This window comes from Kitasatospora sp. NPDC096128, from assembly GCF_040303105.1.
Taxonomy (GTDB): Bacteria; Actinomycetota; Actinomycetes; order Streptomycetales; family Streptomycetaceae; genus Kitasatospora.
Genome location: NZ_JBEOSP010000009.1, coordinates 19,234 through 38,177, shown reverse-complemented (window position 1 = coordinate 38,177; position 18,944 = coordinate 19,234). Strand labels below are relative to the sequence as shown.

Below are 18,944 nucleotides of genomic sequence, written 5' to 3'. Positions count from 1 at the left end.
TGGGCGCATGACGTCCGTGTCGCTGCGCGGGTACTCGGTGGTGCGGGCCGGGCGGGCCTCGTTCCTGCTGCACCGGCGGTCGGCACTGGCCGCCGCCGGGCTGGTCGTCGTGCTGGCGGCGACGGTGGTGGCCTCGCTCTGCCTGGGCGAGTCGACGGTCTCGCCGGCCGAGGTCGTCAAGGTGGTGCTGGGGCAGCCGAGTCCGGACGAGTTGGTGGTCGGGGAGTTCCGGCTGCCGCGGGTGGTGGTGGGGCTGCTGGTCGGGGCGGCGCTCGGACTGGCCGGGGCGCTGGTCCAGACGGTCGCCCGCAACCCGCTGGCCAGCCCGGACGTGGTGGGCGTGACCTGGGGCGCGACCGTCACCGTGGTCGGGCTGATGGCGTACGGCGTGGTCGGCTCCACCGGGCAGGCCCCGTACGCGGCGGTCGGCGGCGGGCTGGCGGCCGGGCTGCTGGTGTACGCGCTGGCCTGGCGGCGGGGGCTGCACGCCCAGCGGTTCGTGCTGATCGGGATCGGGATCAGCGTGGCGCTGTCCTCCCTCACCTCCGTCTTCCTCACCAAGGGCGACGGCTTCCAGGCGCAGGCCGCGAAGGTGTGGATGACCGGCAGTCTGAACGGCACCGGCTTCGACCAGGCCGGGTGGCTGGCCTGGGTGCTGGCGGCGGCCCTGCCGGTGGCGCTGTGGGCGGCCCGGGCGCAGCGGTCGATCTCCTTCGACGACGCGACGGCCGTGGGCCTCGGCCTGCGGCTGGACCGGATCCGGCTGGGCATGGCACTGCTGGGCATCGTGCTGGCCTCCTGTGCGGCGGGCGCCGCCGGGCCGGTGGACTTCGTGGCGTTGATGGCCCCACAGATCGCCCTGCGGCTGGCCCGGTCGGCGCAGGTGCCGCTGCTGTGCTCGGCGCTGACCGGGGCGCTGGTGGTGGTCCTGGCGGACCTGATCGCCCGGCGCCTGCTCGCCCCGACCGAGCTGCCGGTGGGTGTGGTGACCGGCATGGTCGGCGCGCCGTACCTGATGTGGCTGTTGATCCGATCCCGCCGTGGAGGTTCCCGATGACCGCGAGCACGCAGCGTACGACGGCGGGCCCGCACCGCTTGGAGGCCCGCGGCCTCACCCTGGCCTACGAGGCGCGCACGGTCGTCGAGGGCCTGGACGTCGGCATCCCGGACGGGCGGGTCACGGTGATCGTCGGCCCGAACGCCTGCGGCAAGTCGACGCTGCTGCGGGCGCTGGGCCGGCTGCTGAAGCCGGTGCGCGGCGCCGTACTGCTGGACGGCGAGGAGCTGGCGCGGATCCCGACCAAGCGGATCGCCCAGCGGCTCGGCCTGCTGCCGCAGTCGCCGACCGCTCCGGAGGGCATCTCGGTGGCGGACCTGGTCTCGCGCGGCCGCCAGCCGCACCAGAGCTGGTGGCGGCAGTGGTCGGCGGAGGACGAGGCGGCGGTCGCCGAGGCGCTGGAGCGCACCTCGACGGCGGAGCTGGCCGAGCGCAGCATGGACGAGCTGTCGGGCGGGCAGCGCCAGCGGGCCTGGATCGCGATGGCGCTCGCCCAGGGCACCGACGTCCTGCTGCTGGACGAGCCGACCACCTACCTGGACATCGCGCACCAGGTGGAGGTGCTGGACCTGGTGCGCCGGCTGAACGTCGAGCGCGGGCGGACGGTCGTCGCCGTGCTGCACGACCTCAACCAGGCCGCCCGGTACGCGGACCACCTGGTGGCGATGCGGGACGGCCGGGTGGTCGCCGAGGGCCCGCCGGGCGAGGTGGTGACGGCGGAGCTGGTGCGGGAGGTGTTCGGGCTGGACTCGGTGGTGGTGCCCGATCCGGTGACGGGCACTCCGCTGGTCGTCCCGGGGGCGCCCTGGGCGGCGACGGCCGAAACGGCCGGGGCCGTGGACGTTTAACGGCTCTTTAGACCCCATTTCGGACATAATCGACGGGCCCACCGCAGCCTCACCCGCCCGAGGACCCGCCGATGCACCGGATCTCCCGCCGTACGTTCCTCGCCGGGCTCGGCGGACTCGGCGGGGCCGCCGCGCTCGCGGCGTGCAGCGGCTCGGGGGGCGCACAGCCGCCCGCCGCGGACTTCGAGGCGAGCGGCTCGCCGTCCCCCACCCCGCTGCCGCCGGTGACGGTGAACGCCGCGAACGGGCCGGTGCAGGTGCCGGGCGAGCCGCTGCGGGTGGTCGTCCTGGACACCGACGTGCTCGACTCCGCGCTGACCCTGGGCATCGACCCGGTCGGCGCCGCGCTGCCGGCCGCCGACACCCGCCTCCCCGACTACTGGCCGGTCTCCCGCACGGCGGGCGTCCGGCTGGTCGGCCCGGCCGGCGCGCCCGACCTCGCGGCCGTCCGGGCACTGCGGCCGGACCTGATCCTCTCCAACCAGGCCCGCGACGGCGACCGGTACGAGCAGCTGCGGGCGATCGCCCCGACCGTGCTCACCCAGACCACCGGGGCGCCGTGGAAGGCGAACTTCCAGCTGCACGCCCAGGCGTTGAGCCGGGTGGCGGCCGCGGCGGCCTTCGCCGCCTCGTACCAGAAGCACGCCGGGCAGGTGGGCGAGGCGCTGTCGGCGGCGAAGCTGTCGGGGCGCAAGGTGAGCCTGGTGCGGTTCACGGAGGGCGGCGGGATCCGGCTGTTCGGGCGGCAGAGCTTCCCCGGGACGGTGCTCGCCGACGCCGGGGTGGGGCGGCCGGACGCGCAGAACGTCGACCAGTCGGACGTCGAGATCCCGCTGGACCAGATCGGCAGGGCGGACGGCGACCTGCTGCTCTACGCGACCTACGGCGACCCGGAGAAGGCGGGCGCCGAGGCGGCGTTGGCCAGCCCGGGCTGGCAGGCGCTCGGCGCGGTCAAGGCGCACCGGGCGTTCCCGGTGGACGACCAGCTCTGGTTCCAGGGCATCGGGTACACCGGCGCCAACGTCATGCTGGACGAACTCCAGCGCTTCCTGGGGGCGTAGGCGAACGGCTGTGGGCAGAGGACCCGCCGGTCCGCCACAATGGGCCGCCACTTTCGCACTCACTCCGGGGGACCCACCATGTCGACTTCGGTAGCTCCGACCGCTCCAGCCCGCAAGGGGAAGGCCGCCGCGCTCGGCTGGCTGATCAGCATCGCCTTCAACGTGGTCGCGCCGATCATGGTCTACAACCAGCTGCACGACCACGGTTACAGCGAGTCCACCGCCATCCTGCTCTCCGGTCTCGGCCCGGTGCTCGACACCGTGATCTACCTGGCCTGGCACCGCCGGATCGACGAGTTCGCCGTCGTCTCGCTGGTCTTCGTCGCGCTGACCCTGATCGTGTCGCTGGTCGGCCCGACCGACCCGAAGATGCTGCTGGCCAAGGACTCCTTCGTCTCGGGCCTGCTCGGCGTGCTCTACCTCGGTTCGCTGGCCGCGCCGAAGCCGATCATGTTCTACTTCGGCCGCAAGTTCGCCACCGACGGCACCCCGGAGATGGTCTCCTGGTGGAACTCGATGTGGCAGTACCCGGGCTTCCGGCTGGTGCAGCGCAACCTGACCGTCGTGTGGGGCATCGCGTTCATCCTGGAGGCCGCGCTGCGGATCGTGTTCGTCTACACGCTCTCGCACGGCACGGTGGTCACGATCAACAGCATCCTGCCGTTCGCGGTGCTCGGCGGGCTGATCTACTTCACCATCACCTATGCCAAGCGGGCCAGCGCCCGGGGCCGGGCCGCCGCCGAGGCGGCTGCCGCCGCCGCCTGATCTAGCGCGAACTCGCGTAGCGGGAAGGGGAGATGCCGACCGCGGCGGTGAAGTCCCTGGTGAGATGGGCCTGGTCGGCGTAGCCGAGTTCGACGGCGAGCGCGGCCAGGTCCAACTCGCCGTCCTTCGAGGCCCGTTCGGCGGCCTCGTGCAGTCGGGCGCGGCGCAGCACCCACTTCGGGGAGGCGCCGACGTACTCGGCGAACAGCCGCTGGAGGCGGCGGACGGTCAGGCCCAGTTCGCGGGCGAGGTCGTCCACCCGGCACAGGTCCGGGGAGCCGGTGATCCGCTCCACCATCGCGGCGACCTCCTCCGCGACCGGGTCCGGCGCGGGCAGCCGGGGCAGCAGGAAGGCGTCGGCCCGCGCGGCGCTCGGCCCGTCCAGGATCTCGGCGTTGGCCTCGTCCGCCTCGGGGCCGAAGTAGTCGGCGGCGGGAACGGAGCGGTCGGCCAGTTCGCCCACCGGATGCCCCGCGAAGGGCCGGAAGGCGCCGGGCCGGAACTTCACGCCAAACACGTGCCCGGCGCCCTCCAGCCGGCGGACGAAGAGCGCGCGGTCCACGCCGTAGACGCGGGCCCTCGGGGCCTCGAAGACCAGGTGGACGTTCGGGTGGGCGAGCACCTTCGAGTCGTACGGCGGGTGGCCGGCCAAGTCCCAGCGGACCAGCCAGTAGAACTCCACGAAGCGCGCCACGGCGGGCGCCGGGGCGAGCCGTTCGACGCTGATCAGCTCGGCGGCGCGGGCCGGGTGCAGCACGCCCCGGCCGAGGTCGGGATCCTCCATGGTTGCCAGGCTAGTCGTCGCGTTTCTTCAAGACCGGGCAGCGCACGCCGGCGCACGATCGGGGGCATGAACGCTCACCCCCTGCATCCCTTCCTGGCCCGTGCGGCCGCCGCCGCTGCCGAGGTCGCCGCCGGCGTCCCGGCCGAGGTGCCGTCGGACGCGCCGACCCCCTGCGGGGAGTTCGACACCCGGGCCCTGATCAACCACTGGGTGCTGTACACCTCGCACGGCCTGGAGCACCGGGCCCGGCGCCTCGACCTGCCCGCCGAGCTGGTCGAACGGGACTTCACCGCGGACGCGGACTGGCGCGCCGCCTACGCGGCCCAGCTGGAGCGGGCGGTCGCGGCCTGGGGCGAGCCGGCGGCCTGGGAGGGGGACGTCGACCTCGGCGGGTCGCCGTTCCCGGCGGTGGGGATCGCCCGGATGCTGATCCTGGAGCTGCTGCTGCACGGCTGGGACGTGGCGCGGGCGGTCGGCGGGAGCATCGAGGTGGACGAGGAACTCGCGCTGCTGGCGGGCGAGATCGTCGCGGAGAACGCCGAACTGTTCCGGCAGTACGGCGGGTTCGCCGAGCCCGTCGCGCTGCCCGAGGACGCCTCGGCGTGGGAGCATGCCTTGGCGGCCTCGGGGCGTGACCCGCACTGGAAGGGCTGACCGGCCCCGCAGCGGTGGGGAGTTGCGGCGCCGAGGAGTACCGGCGCTCAGCTCACGAGATCGGGCGCGAAGTAGTCCCGCAGTCGGGCGATCTTCTCGTCCCGGACCCGGAAGATCTGCACCAGGGAGACGGCCCTGTCCTCCTCGCCGCCCTCACCGTCGAAGACCGTGTCGATCTCGGCGATGAACACGTCGGGGTCGGCGGTGGTGTGCAGCACGTACCCGGACTTCTCGAAGTTCGGCGCGCGGTCGCCCTTCACCTGCTGCTGCGCGTAGTGCGCCGCCATGGCGGTGCGGATCTCCTCGCGGCCCACCAGCCGTCGGGGGAAGACGGCACCGGCCGGGACGAGCGGCGCCTCGAAGACGCCGTCCTCGGTGAAGCACTCGGCGAAGGCGTCGGCGTTCCGGGTCACGGTGCCCGCGTAGATGTAACCCTCGAAGATCTGTTGCGGCGTGCGGGACACGGCGGCCTCCCTGGATGCGGACACTGAGGGCCACTTCATCACACCTATGCGCTCGGGCCCCGGCTTCCGGGCATCGTCAGGCGGGGCGCATCGCCGTACGGAGCTTGTCGAGGAGGAGGCGGACGGCCGGGGAGTGCTGGTCGCGGCGGGCGACCAGGCCGAGGCGGGCGTTCGTACCGGCGTCGGTGAGCGGGACGGCCCGCAGGCCGTCGCCCTCGACGGCGGAGGGGCTGAGCACCGCCACCCCGGCGCCGCGCTCGGCCAGGCGGAGCACCGCCGCCGGGGAGCTCGCCTCGATGTCCACGCGCGGATCGAGGCCCAGTTGCGCGCAGGAGCGGTCGTAGGCGGCGCGGAGCCCGGTGCCCGGGGAGAGGCAGAGGATCTTCTCACCGCGCAGGTCGGCGAGTTTCAGGCCGGTCCGGTCGAGCGGGTGCCCGGCCGGGACGACGGCGGCGATCGGGTCGTCCACCACCACACCGGCCTCCAGTCCGGGGGCCACCTCGCCCGCGTAGCCGATCAGGGCCAGGTCGAGGGCGCCCGCCAGGACCTGGGACTGGAGCAGGTCGGAGTGCCCCTCGTGCAGGCTGAGTTCGATGCCGGGGTGAGTACGGCCGAGGTCGGCGACGGTGTCCAGGAAGGGCGGGATCGCGCAGCCCATGATCATCCCGAGCCGGACCCGGCCGCGTACGGCGTCGGCGAACTCGGCGGCGGTGTGCCGGATGGCATCGAGGCTGGCCAGGGCGTTCTTGGCGAGCGGGAGGATCGCCTCGCCGGCCGGGGTGAGGTGGATGCGGCGACCGGCGCGGTCCAGCAGCTGCTGGCCCAACTCGCGCTCCAGCTTGGCCACTTGGGTACTGACGCCGGACTGGCTGACGTGCAGGCGGGCGGCGGCCGCCGTGAAGGAGCCCTCGTCGACGACGGCGGCGAAGTAGCGCAGCTGGTGCATCTCCATATCTGATGATGATAGCTGGCATCGGATCTATCTGTTGGACGGATGGAAGGGGCGGCGGAAGGATGGAGGCATGACGACGACGAAGAGTGCACGCGAGCTGGCCGAGACCTACTTCACCGCCTGGGAGGCGGGCGACTTCGACACCATCCGGGGCCTGCTGGCCGAGGACGTCGACTTCGTCGGGCCGCTCGGGAAGGCAGCAGGGATCGAACAGGCGCTGGGCGGGCTCAGGGGGCTCGGTCAGGTGCTGGAGAAGATCGACGTGAAGGTGCGGGTGGCGGAGGGGGACGACGTCATCACCTGGTTCGAGCTGAACACCAGCATCGCGCCGCCGGCGCCGACGGCGAACTGGATGCACGTGGAGGACGGGAAGATCGCGCGGATCCGGGTGACCTTCGACCCGCGCGAGGTGCTGGCGGGGTTCGAGAAGAAGGCCTGAGGGGCGGGCGGAACAGCAGGGTGGCCGTGATCGCCGGGGGGCGGTGACGGCCCTCTTCGGCTGTTCGGACTCAGGCGTCCTCGTCGGGCGGCATCGCCCTGAGAGCGGTGATGACACCCAGCACGACCGTGGCGATCGCGAGGGCGAGGAGCGTCGCGAAAGCGACGGCGATCAGGAATCGCACGGGGTGTTCCGCTCGCGGTCGGCGTGGAGGAGGAGGGTGAGGAGGTTCAGGAGGGTCGACGCCGGGGCCGTGTTGAAGCGGACCAGGACGCGGCCGTCGAGGGTGTGGTCGATGTCGGCCGAGGGGAAGAGGAGGCCGAACTTCTTGCCGCGCTCCTGGAGTTCGGCGAGGAGCGTGCGGATGTGGTCGTCCGTGTAGGCCCGGATCCGGGGATCGGTGGGCAGCATGGGACGGTGGGGAACGGGCATCAGGCGGCGTCCAGGTCGCACTCGAACCAGATGCACTTGCCGCGCTCCTGCGGGGCGACGCCCCAGCGGCTGGTGAGCGCCGCGACCAGCTGGAGGCCCCGGCCGGACTCGGCGAGGAGGTCGAGGGACTGCATCTCGGGCAGCATCGGGCTCTCGTCGGAGACGCCGACCCGGAGGGTGCCGGGGGTGACGGAGAGGATCTGGACGACCGGCGCGGGGGTGTTCGCGTGGTTCCAGGCGTTCACGATCAGCTCACCCAGGGCGAGTTCGGCGTCGAAGGTGGAGGAGGGCGGCCAGCCGAGACGGAGCATGGCGTCCTGGAGGGACTGGCGGCCGAGGGCGAGCGAGGGCGTGTTGAGGTGACGCATGGGAGTTCTCCCGGGCGTGGTGTGGGGTGGAGATCCGACGGACACACGTCGCCGTGAGCCAGGCCAGGCAAATGGGCATGGCTGCTCTGCGGTGCTTGCTAGCAGGCATTACTGACGATCCGTCGGATCGACGTGAGAACGACGATAGCGCACAGTGACTCAAATTTGAGCCAGCCGTCTGGGGATTCCCCCGAACGTGGCACATCTGCTCTCGGCACCTGCGGCAGACTGGTCACCATGGCCCTACGACCGAACCCAACCCTTCGCCAGCGGCGGATCGGGACCGAGCTGCGGAGGATGCGGGAGCAGGCTGGCCTCGGCGGCAGTCAGCTGGCGCGCGAACTCGGCATCCAACCCGCACAAATCACGCAGACGGAGAGCGGAAAGGGCGGAATCAGCGTCGAGCGGCTCCGGACCATCGCTGCAGCCTGCATGTTCGACAACCAACCCCTGATCGACGCACTGGCCGACATGGTCTCCGAACGCGGAAAGGGCTGGTGGGAGGAGTATCGGGGAGCCCTGTCCACCGACTATCTGGAGATCGCCGAGCTTGAGGCGAACGCATGCAGCATCTCGACCTGGGCCACGACCTACCTTCCCGGGCTCCAACAGACCGAGGCCTACGCAGCTGCGGTGTTCTCGCGATTCGCCCCCTTTACCCCCAGTCACGATCTTGAGATCAGGACGGCGTTCCGTATGCGCCGCAAGGAAGCGGTCCGGCAAAGTGGAATCCCCTATGTCTCCGTCATCCACGAAGCGGCGCTGCGAATGCAGTTCGGCGGCCCCCGGATCCTGGCCGATCAGCTCGACCACCTCATCGATGACTCGCTGAGCGGCCGAATCTCAGTACGCGTGGTGCCCTTCGACCTCGATACCTTCCCCGGCTGCGGCGAGAACATCATGTTCGTGGAAGGCCCCGTGCCTGAGCTTGCCACGCTCCAGATGGATACTGTCGCGGGATGCATGTTCTTTGACGCCCAGACCAGCCTGATCCGCCACCGGAGCGTCTTTGAGCATCTGAACTCCACTGCCCTCTCCGAGGCCGAGTCGCGGGAGTTCATTCGATCCATCGGGGATGAAATGCGAGGCAAGTATGCGTGACTCCAACTGGCAGAAGTCCAGCTACAGCGGGGCGTCCAGCGAATGCGTGGAGGTCCGTGCAACCAACGAGGCAGTCGAACTCCGCGAGTCCGACGAGAGCCACGTCATCCTCCGCACCACCCCCGCCGCCCTCTCCTCCCTCCTCCACGGCGTCAAGGCCGGCGAGTTCGACCACCACTCCTGACACCCCGCGCCGCCGGAGCGGTACTCGCTGAACGCCTACAGCGCCTGGTGGAACAACACCTCCGGCGGCGGATCGAGCATCTAGCCGCAGGACCCGCACCACGACGGCGCGCTCCGTCCACGGGCAGAGCCCCAGGCCAAGTGGCCTGGGGCTCTGCCTTTCGTGCGCCCGGTTTCCCGCTGCGGGTGGCTACTTGAGCGGCGTGCCGCCCGAGTTGCGGTACGCGGTCGCCTTGTTGATCAGGTTGCCGCCGTCGGTCTCGGGCGTGGTCTGCTCCTGCTGTCCCGAGCCGAACATCAGGCCGGCGATGTGCGCGTTCGCCACCTGGTCCATGTGCGCGAAGAACCAGTCCACCTTGTCGTCCTTGTAGTGGTTGAGGGTGTTGTTCTGCGCCATGTTGCCCACGGGGATCTGCCACAGGACGACCGGCTTGCCCACGGACTCGGCCATCGTCTTGTAGAACGCCATCTGGGCGGCGGCCTTCTGGTCGGTCCAGAACTTGTCGAGGCCGCCGTGGGCGGGCTGCGCGTACCAGCCCGCGTCGCGGTCCGACACGTCCGTGGCCAGGAAGTCGGCGTTCCGCGCCCCGAGGCTCGCGTAGTCCTTGACGCACTGCGGGGTGTTCTGCTCCCAGTCGAAGCAGGACAGGTGCATTCCGACGGCGGTGTTCGGCGCGTACTTGTGCCCCATCGAGATCAGGCACTGGGCCAGGCCGGCAGCGCTGTTCTCCTGCGATCCGCAGTCCGTCGGGTTCGCGGCGGTGACCTGCGCGGCGACCTGGTGCGGGTCGCCGAGGGACCGGACGTAGCCCCAGAAGTCGGGTTCCAGGTCGATCATGTCGTGCGAGGTGCCGATCTTCTGGAGGAAGAAGCGGTAGTCGTTCAGGTACCGGGTGAGCAGGTCGGCCCTGTTGATGGCCTTGACCTCGCCCGGACCGTCGCCCTCGCCCGCCGCGTCGCCGAGGTCGCGCAGCGAGTACCAGGTCCAGAGGAACTTCTGCGGGCGCGGCTTGCCCTGGTAGGTCTCCTGGGCCGCCTTGGCGTCCCGGTAGGTCACGTAGGTGCCGGGCGCCGTGGTGCTGCCGGTCCAGCAGCCCCACCAGCCGGACCACCCGTCCTGGCAGCGGGCCGCCGTGTAGTAGTCCGAGGAGGGCGCGGGCTGGCTGTGCACATAGGCGTACTGCGCGTCGAACGGCGCGGCGCTCGCCGAGGCGTCGGACATCGAACCGCCGACGAGCACCGTGCTGCTGCCCATGAAGCTCTTCGCCGAGTTGCCGCCACCGCCAGCCGGGGCCGGGGCCGGAGCGGCGGGGGACGCCGGAGCCGCCGACGTCGGGCGGGTGCCGCTCGGAGCCTGGCTCGTCGGAGCGCCGCCGCCCGGCTTGGCGGGCGTGGCGCTGCTGCCGGAGTTCCCCGCCGGAGCACCGCCGCCCGGCGGGGTGGGCGTGGCGCCGCTGCCGGAGCCCCCGGCGCCGGCGGCTCCACCGGCACTACCGGCCGGGACGAGCTTCCACTGCTGCTGGGGCCCGTTCCAGTCGTGGAACTGGGCGAGGTGGCTCCCGTCGGCCTTGTAGCCGCCCGGGACCTCGACGGCCTTGCCATTGAAGCGGTTGATCAGACGCACGTAGCCGTCCGAGGACTTCTCCAGGTGGAACTGCTGGTTGGCGCCGTTCAGGTCACGCCACTGCACCAGCTCGGAGCCTTCGCTCTTCGACCAGTTGTAGTCGTCCAGCACCTTGCCGGAGTTCCGGTTCTGCAGCCGGTAGTTCCCGTCACCCGCGTCGATGAACTTCCACTGCTGGTTGGTCCCGTCGTGACGGGCCCACTGCACCATCGGAGCACCGTCGGCGGCGGCGTAGCCGTAGGCGTCCAGCGCCTCGCCGGTACTGCGGTTGACCAGCACGTACCAGGCGTTCGTGTCCACGGTCCCCGCGGAGGCGGTGCTGACCACGGCCACGGAACCGCCCACGATCGCCAGGCCGACGGCCGCCCAGAGACTCCGACGCTGGTACAGCCGACGGCGACGGTGCGTCTGCCGCCGCCCCGGAGCGGCCGAACGGGACGACGCCCCCGGCGACGTGGAAGGGGGAGGAACCATGTCGATGCTCGCTTTCAGCCGCTGCCTCTGACCAGACCGCCTGTCCGGACACCCCCCAGTTGCCACCGCCCACGAGCAGGTTGCCGTGGATCGTGAAGTTTTTTCGGGCAGGCCACCGGAGCAGGAAGTCGACCCCGCCGACTTCCCGCTCCGCACCCCTCCCTCATGCTGGACGCCATGAAGATCGCCGCCGCCCAGCTCTCCTGCGTCCCCGCCGACCTGCCCGCCAACGTCCGGCAACTCGTCACCCTCGCCGAGCAGGCCCGCGCCCAGGGCGCCGAGCTGATCGTCTTCCCCGAATTCGCTCTCACCGGCTACGAACTCGAAGCCCTGGCCGCCGACCCCACCCTCTGGGTCACCCCGGACGACCCCCGCCTGGCACCCCTCCGGGCCACCGGAATCGCCGTCGTCCTCAACTGCGCCGTCCCCACCTCCGGCCCCCGGCCCGCCATCGGCACCTACGTCTACGGGCCCGACGGCGAACTGATCACCACCTACCTCAAGCAGCACCTCTACGAGAACGAGCAGGGCCTCTTCACCGCGGGCGAGCAGGACGGCCGCTTCGAGTTCGGCGGCCTCCGCTTCGCCCTCGCCACCTGCTTCGACAACCACTTCCCCGACCTCACCGGCCGCGGCGCCGCCGACGGCTGCCATGTCCACCTCGCCAGCTCCCTGTACGGCACCGGAGGCGGCATCCACGAACGCGCCACCGTCTACCCGGGCATCGCCGAGCAGACCGGCATGCACGTCGTCCTGGCCAACCACGTCGGCCCCTCCGGCCCCTGGACCGGCTGCGGCGGCGCCGCCCTCTGGGCCCCCGACGGCACCCCCCTCGCCGAGGCCGACGACCGCACCACCACGGTCGCCGTCGCCGACGTCCGCTGAGGCCCCAGCCGCCCGGTCGAACCGAAAAACCAGTGCTCCGGCCGCATGGACCGTGAGTACACTGCGCCGGCATGATCGGAATGGAAACACGTTTCGTCGGCATCGCCGAGCTGGTGGAAGTCCCGTCCGTGGCGGTCGTGGTCGACGTCATGCGCGCCTTCACCGTGGCCGCGTGGGCCTTCGCCCAGGGCGCGGAGAAGATCGTCCTCTCCGAGTCACTGGACGACGCCCTGGCGCTGAAAACCCGCCACCCGGACTGGATCGCGCTCAAGGACGGCCCGGCCACGGCCGGGTTCGACCTGGTCAACTCCCCCGGCCTGCTGCGGACTGCCGACCTCCGCGGGCGCACCGTCGTACAGAAGACCACCGCGGGGACGGTCGGCGCCCTCGCTGTGAAGGACGCATCGTTGGTGCTGTGCGCCGGCTTCGTGGTGGCGGAAGCGACCGCCCGACTCCTGCGGACGGGCGGGCACGGCGGCGTCACCTTCGTGGTCACCGGTGAGGACGGACAGGCCGATGAGGACCTGGCCTGCGCCGAATACATCGCCCTCAGGTCGGCCGACGCCGGGGCCGACGCCGGGGCCGACGCTTCCGCCTTCCTCCGCCGAGCCGCCGAGCCGCCGAGTCGCGCGCCGCCGCCGAGCTCACGGAGGGGGTGCGGCAGGGAGTACACCCCGACGACGTCGCCCTCTGCCTCGAACTCGACCGGTTCCCCTTCGCCATGGTCGCGGCCGTGGAGGACTCGCTCATGGTCCTGCGGCCGTACCCCGTCGCCCCGTAACCGCCCAGGCCGAAGGCCCCGACCGGCCCCATCGACCCCGCGCGCAATGACCGGACGTCACTGCGGTTGCGGTCGACCCCAGGGCGGTTCAGCCCCCGGAGCGGATCGGCTCCCCGGTCCGGTGCAGGTGGGTGAGGATCTCGCGGTACGAGCGGAGCAGGCCGACCTCGTAGTACGGAATGCCCTTCTCGGCGCAGAAGTCCCGGGCGATCCGGGCGGCCCGCCGGAGCGCGGGGGGCGGCATGTTCGGGAACAGGTGGTGCTCCACCTGGTAGTTGAGGCCGCCCATCACCACATCGAGGACCGGGCCGCCGCGGACATTGCGCGAGGTGAGCACCTGGCGGCGCAGGAAGTCGAGCCGCATGCCGGGCGTCACCATCAGCATGCCCTTGTGGTTCGGCGCGAAGACGCAGCCCAGGTAGACGCCCAGCAGTGCCTGGTGCACGGCGAGGAAGGCCACGGCCTTGCCGACCGGCAGCGCGGCGAAGACCAGCCCGAAGTAGGCCGCGAAGTGGACCACCAGCAGGACGCCCTCCAGCACCGGGCGCTTCACCGCGGGGCCGCGCAGCGCGCGGAAGCTGTTGAAGCTGAGGTTGAGGCCCTCCAGCAGGAGCAGCGGGAAGAACAGGTACGCCTGCCGGCGGCCGATGAACCGGGCGAGGCCGCTCGCCTGCCGGGCCTGCCGCCGGGACCACACGACGAGGTCGGGCGAGACGTCCGGGTCGCGCTCCTCGTGGTTGGGGTTGGCGTGGTGGCGGGTGTGCTTGTTCATCCACCAGCCGTAGCTCAGGCCCAGCAGCAGGTTGGCGGCGATCCGCCCGCCGGCCTCGCTGGGCACCCGCCGGCTGAATACCTGGCGGTGCGCCAGATCGTGGGACAACAGGGCGACCTGGGCGAAGACGACCGCCATCACGGCGGCCAGGGCGAGCTGCCACCAGGTGTCGCCCATCGCGAACAGGGCGCACCAGCCGTCGACGAACGCGAAGAGCACCAGCCCGATGCGGGCCGCGTAGTAGCCGGGGCGGCGGTCGAGCAGGCCCTCGGCGGCGATCCGGCGGCTCAGCTGGGCGAAGTCGCTGCCGCCGCTCTCCGGCTGCGGGGCGGCGGGCGCCGGGGCGGCCGCGGCCTTGGTCATCGTCACGGACTGTGTGGGCATGCCCCGAGTCTGGTGCGCCGGGCGGGGCCGCAGAACGGGGAAAGCACCCCTCCCGTACGGGTGTTAACCCCCGCAGCGGGATGGGTGGCGGCAGGCCCGGAGGCCGGGTCCCTTCCCGCGGCCGGTTGATCCGCCCGGAGCCGTACCCGTACTGTCGGCTCGCGGCGGCATCGGGGGCGCCGGAAGCGATCGAGAGCGGGGCGGGGCCGTGACCGAAGAGGCGACAGCAGGACGGCTGATCGGCCGTCGCTACCGGCTGGTCCGGCAGCTGGGGGCCGGCGGCTTCGGGCGGGTCTGGCAGGCCCACGACGAGACGCTGGGCATCGACGTGGCCGTCAAGCAGCTGTGGCTGCCGCCCGCGACCTCCGATGGCGAGCGGGCCGAACGGCTGGCCAGGGCCGAGCGGGAGGCGCGCAACGCCGCCCGGCTGCGCGACCGGCCGCACGTCGTGTCCGTCCACGACGTGCTGATCGAGGACGGCATGCCGTGGATGGTGATGCAGCTGGTGTCGGGCGGCTCGCTGAGCGACCGGCTGGCCGCGCACGGGCCGCTGCCGGTCGAGCGGGCGGCCGCGGTCGCCCGCGCTCTGCTGACCGCCCTCGGCGCCGCCCACGCGGCCGGGGTGGTGCACCGGGACGTCAAGCCCGCCAACGTGATGCTCGCCGACGACGGCGAGGTGCTGCTCGCGGACTTCGGGATCGCCGTCCACCAGGCCGACACGACGCTCACCGCGACCGGGGCGTTCGTCGGCTCGATCGAGTACATCGCGCCCGAGCGGGCGCGCGGCGTGGACGGGCAGGCCGCCTCCGACCTGTTCTCCCTCGGCGTCACCCTGTACCAGGCGGTCGAGGGCGTCTCGCCGTTCCGCCGGGACTCGGCGACGGCCTCGCTCACCGCCGTGCTGTTCGACCCGCCCGCGCCGCCGCGCAACGCCGGCCGGCTGGCGCCGCTGATCCTGGCGCTGCTGGCCAAGGAGCCGGAGCAACGGCCCAGCACGGCACAGGCGTTGGCGATGCTCGACCGGTCCGTCCCGGACGTGCCCACCGCGCTCGACCATCCGCTCCCGGCGCCGACCGTGACAACCTCGCCGATTCCCGCGCCGGCGGCACAGGACCTCGCGGTGACGGCCCCCACCGGCCCCCCGATGTCGCGCTCGGCCCGGACGGCCATGGGCGTGTTCGTCGGCGTCATGCTGGCCGCGGTGGCCGGGGTGCTGATCGCCACGCTCCCCGGGGACGACGGGACCGCTCAGCCCACGGCCGGAGCCGCGGCCAAGGCCGGGTCCACCACCTCCGCACTGCCGGTGAGCAGCCGGCCGCCCGGCCTCCCGGACCTGCCGACCCCCTGCCGCGTCTCCGCCGTCCTCGCCGCCAAGCTCGGGCTCACCAACACGGGCCGCGAGGACGTCAAGCCCGAACGGCGCCGGTGCGACTGGTGGACCGACGGCTCCTCCCAGTTCCCGTACAACTTCGCCAGCGCGCAGACCTACCGTGGCCCGTACAGCGTGAACGCGAAGTCCCACCCGGTGCGGATCGCGAACGCCGTCACCGGCCAGGAGTACATCGACACCTTCAACGACCCCCACATGAGCCTCTGCCGGGTCGAGTGGCCCACGGCCAACGGCGGTTACGCCTCGGCCGTGATGCAGGCCCGCAACGCCGACGACACCACCCATGTCTGCGAGTACGCCGAGCAGTGGGCGGACGGGCTGTACCAGAGCCTGACGCCCTAACCGCGCGGCACCCGGAACAGCTCGTCCAGGTGGTGGGTGAGGACGGCCAGCGCCTGTTCGCCGGTGCGCTGACCGCCGAGCACACTCGCCCCCAGCCCGTTGACCATCGCCAGCAGCCCGGCGGCCGTCCTCGACGGGATCCTCACCATGGCGGCATCCCAGGTCAGTTGACCGGCTCCTCCTCGGCGGGCCCGTCCGCGAGGACCATCGGCCAGTCCTCCCCGGCGGCCAACAGGGCCTCCAGCGGGGTGCCGGGCGCCCCGGTGAACACGGCGGTGGCCTCGGAGAACCGGACCGGCGGCGCCGGGACGGCCACCTCGGCGGTCAGCACGACGGCGGCGTCCGGGTCGACGGACGACCGGACCGGGAAGTCGGCCGGATCGACCCTGACCTGCTCCAGCGCGTACGGGTAGACCGCGATCGACACCGTCAACCGGCCTCCGTCCAGGGTGCGTTCGGCCCAGCCGTCGGTCGGCAGCAGGAAGAACACGCCGTCCCCCTCGTAGCAGTACGAGCCGAGCCGGTCCAGTGCCCGTTCGCCGGGGGTGCCGTCGGGGTCGACGACGAGGACGGCGACGTGCGCGTCCCGGTCGCTCGGGTCGAGGTCGGAGCGGACGTACAGACGGGCCACCGGGGCACCTCCGGGTCGCGGAACGGGACCGGGCCCGTCGCCGTACCCCGCAAGGGAGTTGGACGACGGACCCGGGGTCCGACACATTACCTTCACACCGTCACGCGGCCCGCCCCCGCACCCCCTGGCGGCGCGCCACCCGCCCCCGGACCGCCCAGACCGCCCCGCCGAGCACGAAGCCGTAGGCGGACACCAGCCCGTGGCCGTTCTCCTGGGCGAACCACATCGCCAGGCCGAGCGCCGGGACACCGGCGGCCAGGGCGACCTCCTTGGGCAGCCGGGTGCGGGTGAGGAAGGCGAGGGCGAGGGTGGCGCCGAGGAAGTAGGTGGCGCCGGAGCTGCCGGCGAAGTTGCGCGGATCGGTGCTGGGGCCGCCGCCGATGCCGAGCAGGGTGTCGATCCGGCCGGGCAGCAGGATGCCCGCCAGGAAGAAGCCGAGGGTCAGCGGGCCGCCCCAGTACCACTGGGCGAGCGCGGCGACGGCGGCGAGGGTGACGAGGTTCCACAGGCCGCCGAAGAGGCCGCCGTTCTGCATGAACACCGAGGTGAGCTCGCGCCACCAGCCGGACTTGGCCGGGTCCGCGTCCAGCGCGTCCATGGCGCCGGACCACACCAGCTGGAGCAGCACCCCGCCGACGGCGACGGCGGTCAGGGCGATCGCCGCCCACGGGAGCGGGCGTCCGCGCAGGGTGTCGCGGCCGACCACGCCGAGCCCGCAGTTGACCATCATGACCATCAGCGCAGCCGTGGTCACGTTGAAGACGATCGCCTCCATGACTGGCCCCTCCCCCTGCCTCCGGCATTTTCTAACACCGTTCGAAACCTGATGGGGTAAAGCTAGCACAGTTTTCGAACGGCGTTGGAAAAAGTTGTACGGTGGACCCCATGAAGCTCACCAAGGAGCGCATCGTCGACGCGGGCATGGCCGTCTTCGCCGAGGTCGGCTACCAGAACCTGTCCATGCGCCAGGTCGCCGACCGCCTCAACGCCCACGCCGGCAGCCTCTACTACCACGTACGCGGCAAGGACGAACTGCTCGCCCTGATGGCCGACCGGATCAGCCGCCGCGCATACGACGCGGGCACCGCCGCCCTGGCCGCCCTCCCGCCCGATGCCACCTGGCAGGACCGCGTCGAGGCCCAGGCCGCCACCCTGCGCCAGGAGATCAAGCAGCACCCCGGCGGCGCCCAACTCCTCGCCGAGAGCCCCGGCGTGCTCAGCACCGGCGGCCTCTCCCTGATGGAACGCCTGCTGCGCACCCTCCTCGACGCGGGCCTGCCCGCCGAGCACTGCGGCATCGCCGCCGACACCCTGCTCAGCCACATCACCGGCTTCGTGCTCCAGGAGCAGAACCAGCCCGCGGCCCCGCCCACCGTCACCGCCGAGCTCTACGCCGAACTCCGCGAGAACTTCCCGCTGATCATGGGCGACCTGATCCCGCGGCTGAGCCAGGACGAGAAGTACACCCGGAGCGTGCGCCTGCTCTGCACGGGCTTCACTGCGCTCTCCTGAGCCCGGGCGCGGGGCCGCCCGCGGGCACGGTGGCGGCCCCGCGCTCAGCCCTGCTGCGGCGGACGTCGGCGCATGCTCAACAGCAGCAGCACCACCGCCGTCAGCACCGCCGCGGTGCGCAGCACGCCCGGGGCCATCGACCAGCTGAACTGGCCCAGCGGGGAACCGGCCTGCACCCCGGCGCCGCCACCGCCCGCCGTCTGCTTGGCACTTCGCATCGCGAACAGCGCGGTCGCGCTCATCGTCGCCAGCGGAATGCCCAGGATCACGAACTTGCGCGTCAGATCGGAGAGTTGACGGGAAAGGTAGCCGAGCCCCCAACCCGCCAGCATGGCCGGGAAGAACCCGGACACCGCACCGCCGACCAGCAGCCCACAGGACAGCAGGATCAGCGGGGACGGCTTGCGAGCGCCCTTGCCCGCGGCGGCGGCCGGCGCGGCGCCGGCCTTGGCGTTGGCCCTGGCCCTCGCCTTCCGCTCCCGCCTCGACGGGCGCGACGCCTTCCCGCCGACCGGCTCCACCGGCGGCTGCTGCCCCGCCTCCTCCTCCGCGCGCTGCTCGGGGATCGGCTTGGGCGCGGCCTGCGGGGTGTCCGAGAAGTCGAGCATCGTCATCGTCCACGGGCTCGAACTCTGCACCGTCGGCGGCGGGATGACGTCCGAGCCGCCCCCGGGCGAGGCGACGCCCGGCAGGTCCAGCGACACGTTCGGGATGCCGCCCGTCCCGGTGTACCCGGAGGCGACCGACGGGCCGTACACGCTGTCCTCAGCCGACGACCCCTCCGGCGCGCCGGCCGGAGCAGACGAGGCGGGCGACGTCGACGGCATGGCCGGCGTCGACGGGACGGCCGAACCCGGCGCCCCCGCCCGCTCGCTCCACGGCCCGCTCTTGCGCCACCACTCGCCGTCCGTCATCACCGACACCCCGCCTCGCCCGCGCCGCCTGCTGATGCTGAGGGTACGGCGACCACCCGACCGCCCTCGGCCGTGACGCTACCCACCGCGCCCCGCCCGCGCGAGTCCCACCGCGCACCCGGCCGCC

Annotated in this window: 23 protein-coding genes and 1 pseudogene; 13 read left to right on the top strand and 11 right to left on the bottom strand. The window is 72.3% G+C overall.

All coding sequences use genetic code 11. The features are described from left to right. Window positions 1-7 precede the first annotated feature (7 nt). The 4 genes from ABTY61_RS12645 (at window position 8) to ABTY61_RS12630 (ending at window position 3,731) form a co-directional block, all read left to right on the top strand. Window positions 8-1,057: a FecCD family ABC transporter permease gene (locus ABTY61_RS12645; RefSeq protein ID WP_350504957.1), complete on the top strand. Its 1,050-nt coding sequence runs from the start codon at window positions 8-10 to the stop codon at window positions 1,055-1,057. Continuing rightward, window positions 1,054-1,905 (top strand): ABC transporter ATP-binding protein, encoded by an 852-nt coding sequence (locus ABTY61_RS12640; protein WP_350504956.1) that lies wholly within the window; start codon window positions 1,054-1,056, stop codon window positions 1,903-1,905. The genes ABTY61_RS12645 and ABTY61_RS12640 overlap by 4 nt, the downstream gene beginning before the upstream one ends. Before the next feature lie 71 nt (window positions 1,906-1,976). Next, window positions 1,977-2,966, top strand: coding sequence for an ABC transporter substrate-binding protein (locus ABTY61_RS12635; protein WP_350504955.1), 990 nt, complete (start codon window positions 1,977-1,979; stop codon window positions 2,964-2,966). A 78-nt stretch (window positions 2,967-3,044) separates the two neighbouring features. After that, window positions 3,045-3,731, top strand: coding sequence for a VC0807 family protein (locus ABTY61_RS12630; RefSeq protein ID WP_350504954.1), 687 nt, complete (start codon window positions 3,045-3,047; stop codon window positions 3,729-3,731). Between the two features lies 1 nt (window position 3,732). Here the strand turns inward: ABTY61_RS12630 and ABTY61_RS12625 are convergent, their stop codons facing one another. After that, entirely contained in the window at window positions 3,733-4,515 is a 783-nt protein-coding gene (locus tag ABTY61_RS12625) for an AraC family transcriptional regulator (protein ID WP_350504953.1), read from the bottom strand. Window positions 4,516-4,581: 66 nt separating this feature from the next. Here ABTY61_RS12625 and ABTY61_RS12620 point away from each other — a divergent pair, with 66 nt between their 5' ends. Next, window positions 4,582-5,169 carry a TIGR03086 family metal-binding protein gene (locus ABTY61_RS12620; RefSeq protein ID WP_350504952.1) on the top strand — a complete coding sequence of 196 codons (588 nt, stop codon included), beginning with the start codon at window positions 4,582-4,584 and terminating at the stop codon, window positions 5,167-5,169. Window positions 5,170-5,216: 47 nt separating this feature from the next. On the opposite strand, the gene ABTY61_RS12615 is transcribed toward ABTY61_RS12620, so the two are convergent. Continuing rightward, window positions 5,217-5,633, bottom strand: a complete 417-nt coding sequence (locus tag ABTY61_RS12615) for a nuclear transport factor 2 family protein (RefSeq protein ID WP_350504951.1) — start codon at window positions 5,631-5,633, stop codon at window positions 5,217-5,219. Window positions 5,634-5,709: 76 nt separating this feature from the next. Continuing rightward, on the bottom strand, window positions 5,710-6,585 hold the full coding sequence (locus tag ABTY61_RS12610; RefSeq protein WP_350504950.1) for a LysR family transcriptional regulator: 876 nt from the start codon (window positions 6,583-6,585) through the stop codon (window positions 5,710-5,712). A gap of 70 nt (window positions 6,586-6,655) precedes the next feature. On the opposite strand from ABTY61_RS12610, the gene ABTY61_RS12605 reads away from it, so the two are divergent. Next, window positions 6,656-7,024, top strand: coding sequence for a nuclear transport factor 2 family protein (locus tag ABTY61_RS12605; protein WP_350504949.1), 369 nt, complete (start codon window positions 6,656-6,658; stop codon window positions 7,022-7,024). A 171-nt stretch (window positions 7,025-7,195) separates the two neighbouring features. Here the strand turns inward: ABTY61_RS12605 and ABTY61_RS12600 are convergent, their stop codons facing one another. Continuing rightward, window positions 7,196-7,435 (bottom strand): hypothetical protein, encoded by a 240-nt coding sequence (locus ABTY61_RS12600; protein WP_350504948.1) that lies wholly within the window; start codon window positions 7,433-7,435, stop codon window positions 7,196-7,198. 20 nt (window positions 7,436-7,455) lie between these two features. After that, window positions 7,456-7,824, bottom strand: coding sequence for an ATP-binding protein (locus tag ABTY61_RS12595; protein WP_350504947.1), 369 nt, complete (start codon window positions 7,822-7,824; stop codon window positions 7,456-7,458). Between the two features lie 237 nt (window positions 7,825-8,061). On the opposite strand from ABTY61_RS12595, the gene ABTY61_RS12590 reads away from it, so the two are divergent. After that, window positions 8,062-8,925, top strand: coding sequence for a helix-turn-helix domain-containing protein (locus ABTY61_RS12590; RefSeq protein WP_350504946.1), 864 nt, complete (start codon window positions 8,062-8,064; stop codon window positions 8,923-8,925). Further along, window positions 8,918-9,109 carry a DUF397 domain-containing protein gene (locus ABTY61_RS12585; protein WP_350504945.1) on the top strand — a complete coding sequence of 64 codons (192 nt, stop codon included), beginning with the start codon at window positions 8,918-8,920 and terminating at the stop codon, window positions 9,107-9,109. The genes ABTY61_RS12590 and ABTY61_RS12585 overlap by 8 nt, the downstream gene beginning before the upstream one ends. Before the next feature lie 189 nt (window positions 9,110-9,298). Here ABTY61_RS12585 and ABTY61_RS12580 read toward each other — a convergent pair whose 3' ends face one another. Continuing rightward, window positions 9,299-11,065 (bottom strand): RICIN domain-containing protein, encoded by a 1,767-nt coding sequence (locus ABTY61_RS12580; protein ID WP_350504944.1) that lies wholly within the window; start codon window positions 11,063-11,065, stop codon window positions 9,299-9,301. Window positions 11,066-11,383: 318 nt separating this feature from the next. Here ABTY61_RS12580 and ABTY61_RS12575 point away from each other — a divergent pair, with 318 nt between their 5' ends. The 3 genes and pseudogenes from ABTY61_RS12575 (at window position 11,384) to ABTY61_RS41975 (ending at window position 12,872) form a co-directional block, all read left to right on the top strand. Next, a complete protein-coding gene (locus tag ABTY61_RS12575; RefSeq protein ID WP_350504943.1) occupies window positions 11,384-12,091 on the top strand; it encodes a carbon-nitrogen hydrolase family protein in 708 nt (235 codons plus the stop codon). A 71-nt stretch (window positions 12,092-12,162) separates the two neighbouring features. After that, window positions 12,163-12,621: pseudogene (locus tag ABTY61_RS41980) on the top strand (2-phosphosulfolactate phosphatase); the annotation flags it as partial. A 125-nt stretch (window positions 12,622-12,746) separates the two neighbouring features. Beyond that, window positions 12,747-12,872 carry a hypothetical protein gene (locus tag ABTY61_RS41975; RefSeq protein ID WP_502895287.1) on the top strand — a complete coding sequence of 42 codons (126 nt, stop codon included), beginning with the start codon at window positions 12,747-12,749 and terminating at the stop codon, window positions 12,870-12,872. A gap of 88 nt (window positions 12,873-12,960) precedes the next feature. Here the strand turns inward: ABTY61_RS41975 and ABTY61_RS12565 are convergent, their stop codons facing one another. Next, entirely contained in the window at window positions 12,961-14,028 is a 1,068-nt protein-coding gene (locus ABTY61_RS12565; protein ID WP_502895286.1) for a fatty acid desaturase family protein, read from the bottom strand. 208 nt (window positions 14,029-14,236) lie between these two features. On the opposite strand from ABTY61_RS12565, the gene ABTY61_RS12560 reads away from it, so the two are divergent. After that, window positions 14,237-15,760 (top strand): serine/threonine-protein kinase, encoded by a 1,524-nt coding sequence (locus tag ABTY61_RS12560; protein WP_350504942.1) that lies wholly within the window; start codon window positions 14,237-14,239, stop codon window positions 15,758-15,760. Here the strand turns inward: ABTY61_RS12560 and ABTY61_RS12555 are convergent. The 3 genes from ABTY61_RS12555 to ABTY61_RS12545 form a co-directional block, all read right to left on the bottom strand. Beyond that, on the bottom strand, window positions 15,757-15,909 hold the full coding sequence (locus ABTY61_RS12555; protein ID WP_502895285.1) for a hypothetical protein: 153 nt from the start codon (window positions 15,907-15,909) through the stop codon (window positions 15,757-15,759). The two genes, ABTY61_RS12560 and ABTY61_RS12555, sit on opposite strands and share 4 nt — an antisense overlap. Window positions 15,910-15,923: 14 nt before the next feature. Beyond that, entirely contained in the window at window positions 15,924-16,391 is a 468-nt protein-coding gene (locus tag ABTY61_RS12550; protein WP_350504941.1) for a hypothetical protein, read from the bottom strand. A gap of 100 nt (window positions 16,392-16,491) precedes the next feature. Next, the gene (locus tag ABTY61_RS12545; protein ID WP_350504940.1) at window positions 16,492-17,166 is read right to left on the bottom strand and encodes a hypothetical protein; all 675 of its coding nucleotides are present in this window, start codon (window positions 17,164-17,166) and stop codon (window positions 16,492-16,494) included. 110 nt (window positions 17,167-17,276) lie between these two features. Between ABTY61_RS12545 and ABTY61_RS12540 the strand changes: the two genes are divergently transcribed. Further along, entirely contained in the window at window positions 17,277-17,903 is a 627-nt protein-coding gene (locus ABTY61_RS12540; RefSeq protein ID WP_350504939.1) for a TetR/AcrR family transcriptional regulator, read from the top strand. Window positions 17,904-17,947: 44 nt separating this feature from the next. Here the strand turns inward: ABTY61_RS12540 and ABTY61_RS12535 are convergent, their stop codons facing one another. After that, on the bottom strand, window positions 17,948-18,817 hold the full coding sequence (locus ABTY61_RS12535) for a hypothetical protein (protein WP_350504938.1): 870 nt from the start codon (window positions 18,815-18,817) through the stop codon (window positions 17,948-17,950). Window positions 18,818-18,944 lie beyond the last annotated feature (127 nt).

Coding starts and splice junctions, on each gene's coding strand:
- ABTY61_RS12640 (WP_350504956.1), top strand. CDS start 1,054: ATGACCGCGAGCACGCAGCGTACGACGGCGGGCCCGCACCGCTTGGAG.
- ABTY61_RS12600 (WP_350504948.1), bottom strand. CDS start 7,435: ATGCTGCCCACCGATCCCCGGATCCGGGCCTACACGGACGACCACATC.
- ABTY61_RS12610 (WP_350504950.1), bottom strand. CDS start 6,585: ATGGAGATGCACCAGCTGCGCTACTTCGCCGCCGTCGTCGACGAGGGC.
- ABTY61_RS12565 (WP_502895286.1), bottom strand. CDS start 14,028: ATGCCCACACAGTCCGTGACGATGACCAAGGCCGCGGCCGCCCCGGCG.
- ABTY61_RS12625 (WP_350504953.1), bottom strand. CDS start 4,515: ATGGAGGATCCCGACCTCGGCCGGGGCGTGCTGCACCCGGCCCGCGCC.
- ABTY61_RS12590 (WP_350504946.1), top strand. CDS start 8,062: ATGGCCCTACGACCGAACCCAACCCTTCGCCAGCGGCGGATCGGGACC.
- ABTY61_RS12630 (WP_350504954.1), top strand. CDS start 3,045: ATGTCGACTTCGGTAGCTCCGACCGCTCCAGCCCGCAAGGGGAAGGCC.
- ABTY61_RS12555 (WP_502895285.1), bottom strand. CDS start 15,909: ATGGTGAGGATCCCGTCGAGGACGGCCGCCGGGCTGCTGGCGATGGTC.
- ABTY61_RS12585 (WP_350504945.1), top strand. CDS start 8,918: ATGCGTGACTCCAACTGGCAGAAGTCCAGCTACAGCGGGGCGTCCAGC.
- ABTY61_RS12645 (WP_350504957.1), top strand. CDS start 8: ATGACGTCCGTGTCGCTGCGCGGGTACTCGGTGGTGCGGGCCGGGCGG.
- ABTY61_RS12575 (WP_350504943.1), top strand. CDS start 11,384: ATGAAGATCGCCGCCGCCCAGCTCTCCTGCGTCCCCGCCGACCTGCCC.
- ABTY61_RS12635 (WP_350504955.1), top strand. CDS start 1,977: ATGCACCGGATCTCCCGCCGTACGTTCCTCGCCGGGCTCGGCGGACTC.
- ABTY61_RS12595 (WP_350504947.1), bottom strand. CDS start 7,824: ATGCGTCACCTCAACACGCCCTCGCTCGCCCTCGGCCGCCAGTCCCTC.
- ABTY61_RS12620 (WP_350504952.1), top strand. CDS start 4,582: ATGAACGCTCACCCCCTGCATCCCTTCCTGGCCCGTGCGGCCGCCGCC.
- ABTY61_RS12605 (WP_350504949.1), top strand. CDS start 6,656: ATGACGACGACGAAGAGTGCACGCGAGCTGGCCGAGACCTACTTCACC.
- ABTY61_RS12545 (WP_350504940.1), bottom strand. CDS start 17,166: ATGGAGGCGATCGTCTTCAACGTGACCACGGCTGCGCTGATGGTCATG.
- ABTY61_RS12535 (WP_350504938.1), bottom strand. CDS start 18,817: ATGACGGACGGCGAGTGGTGGCGCAAGAGCGGGCCGTGGAGCGAGCGG.
- ABTY61_RS12540 (WP_350504939.1), top strand. CDS start 17,277: ATGAAGCTCACCAAGGAGCGCATCGTCGACGCGGGCATGGCCGTCTTC.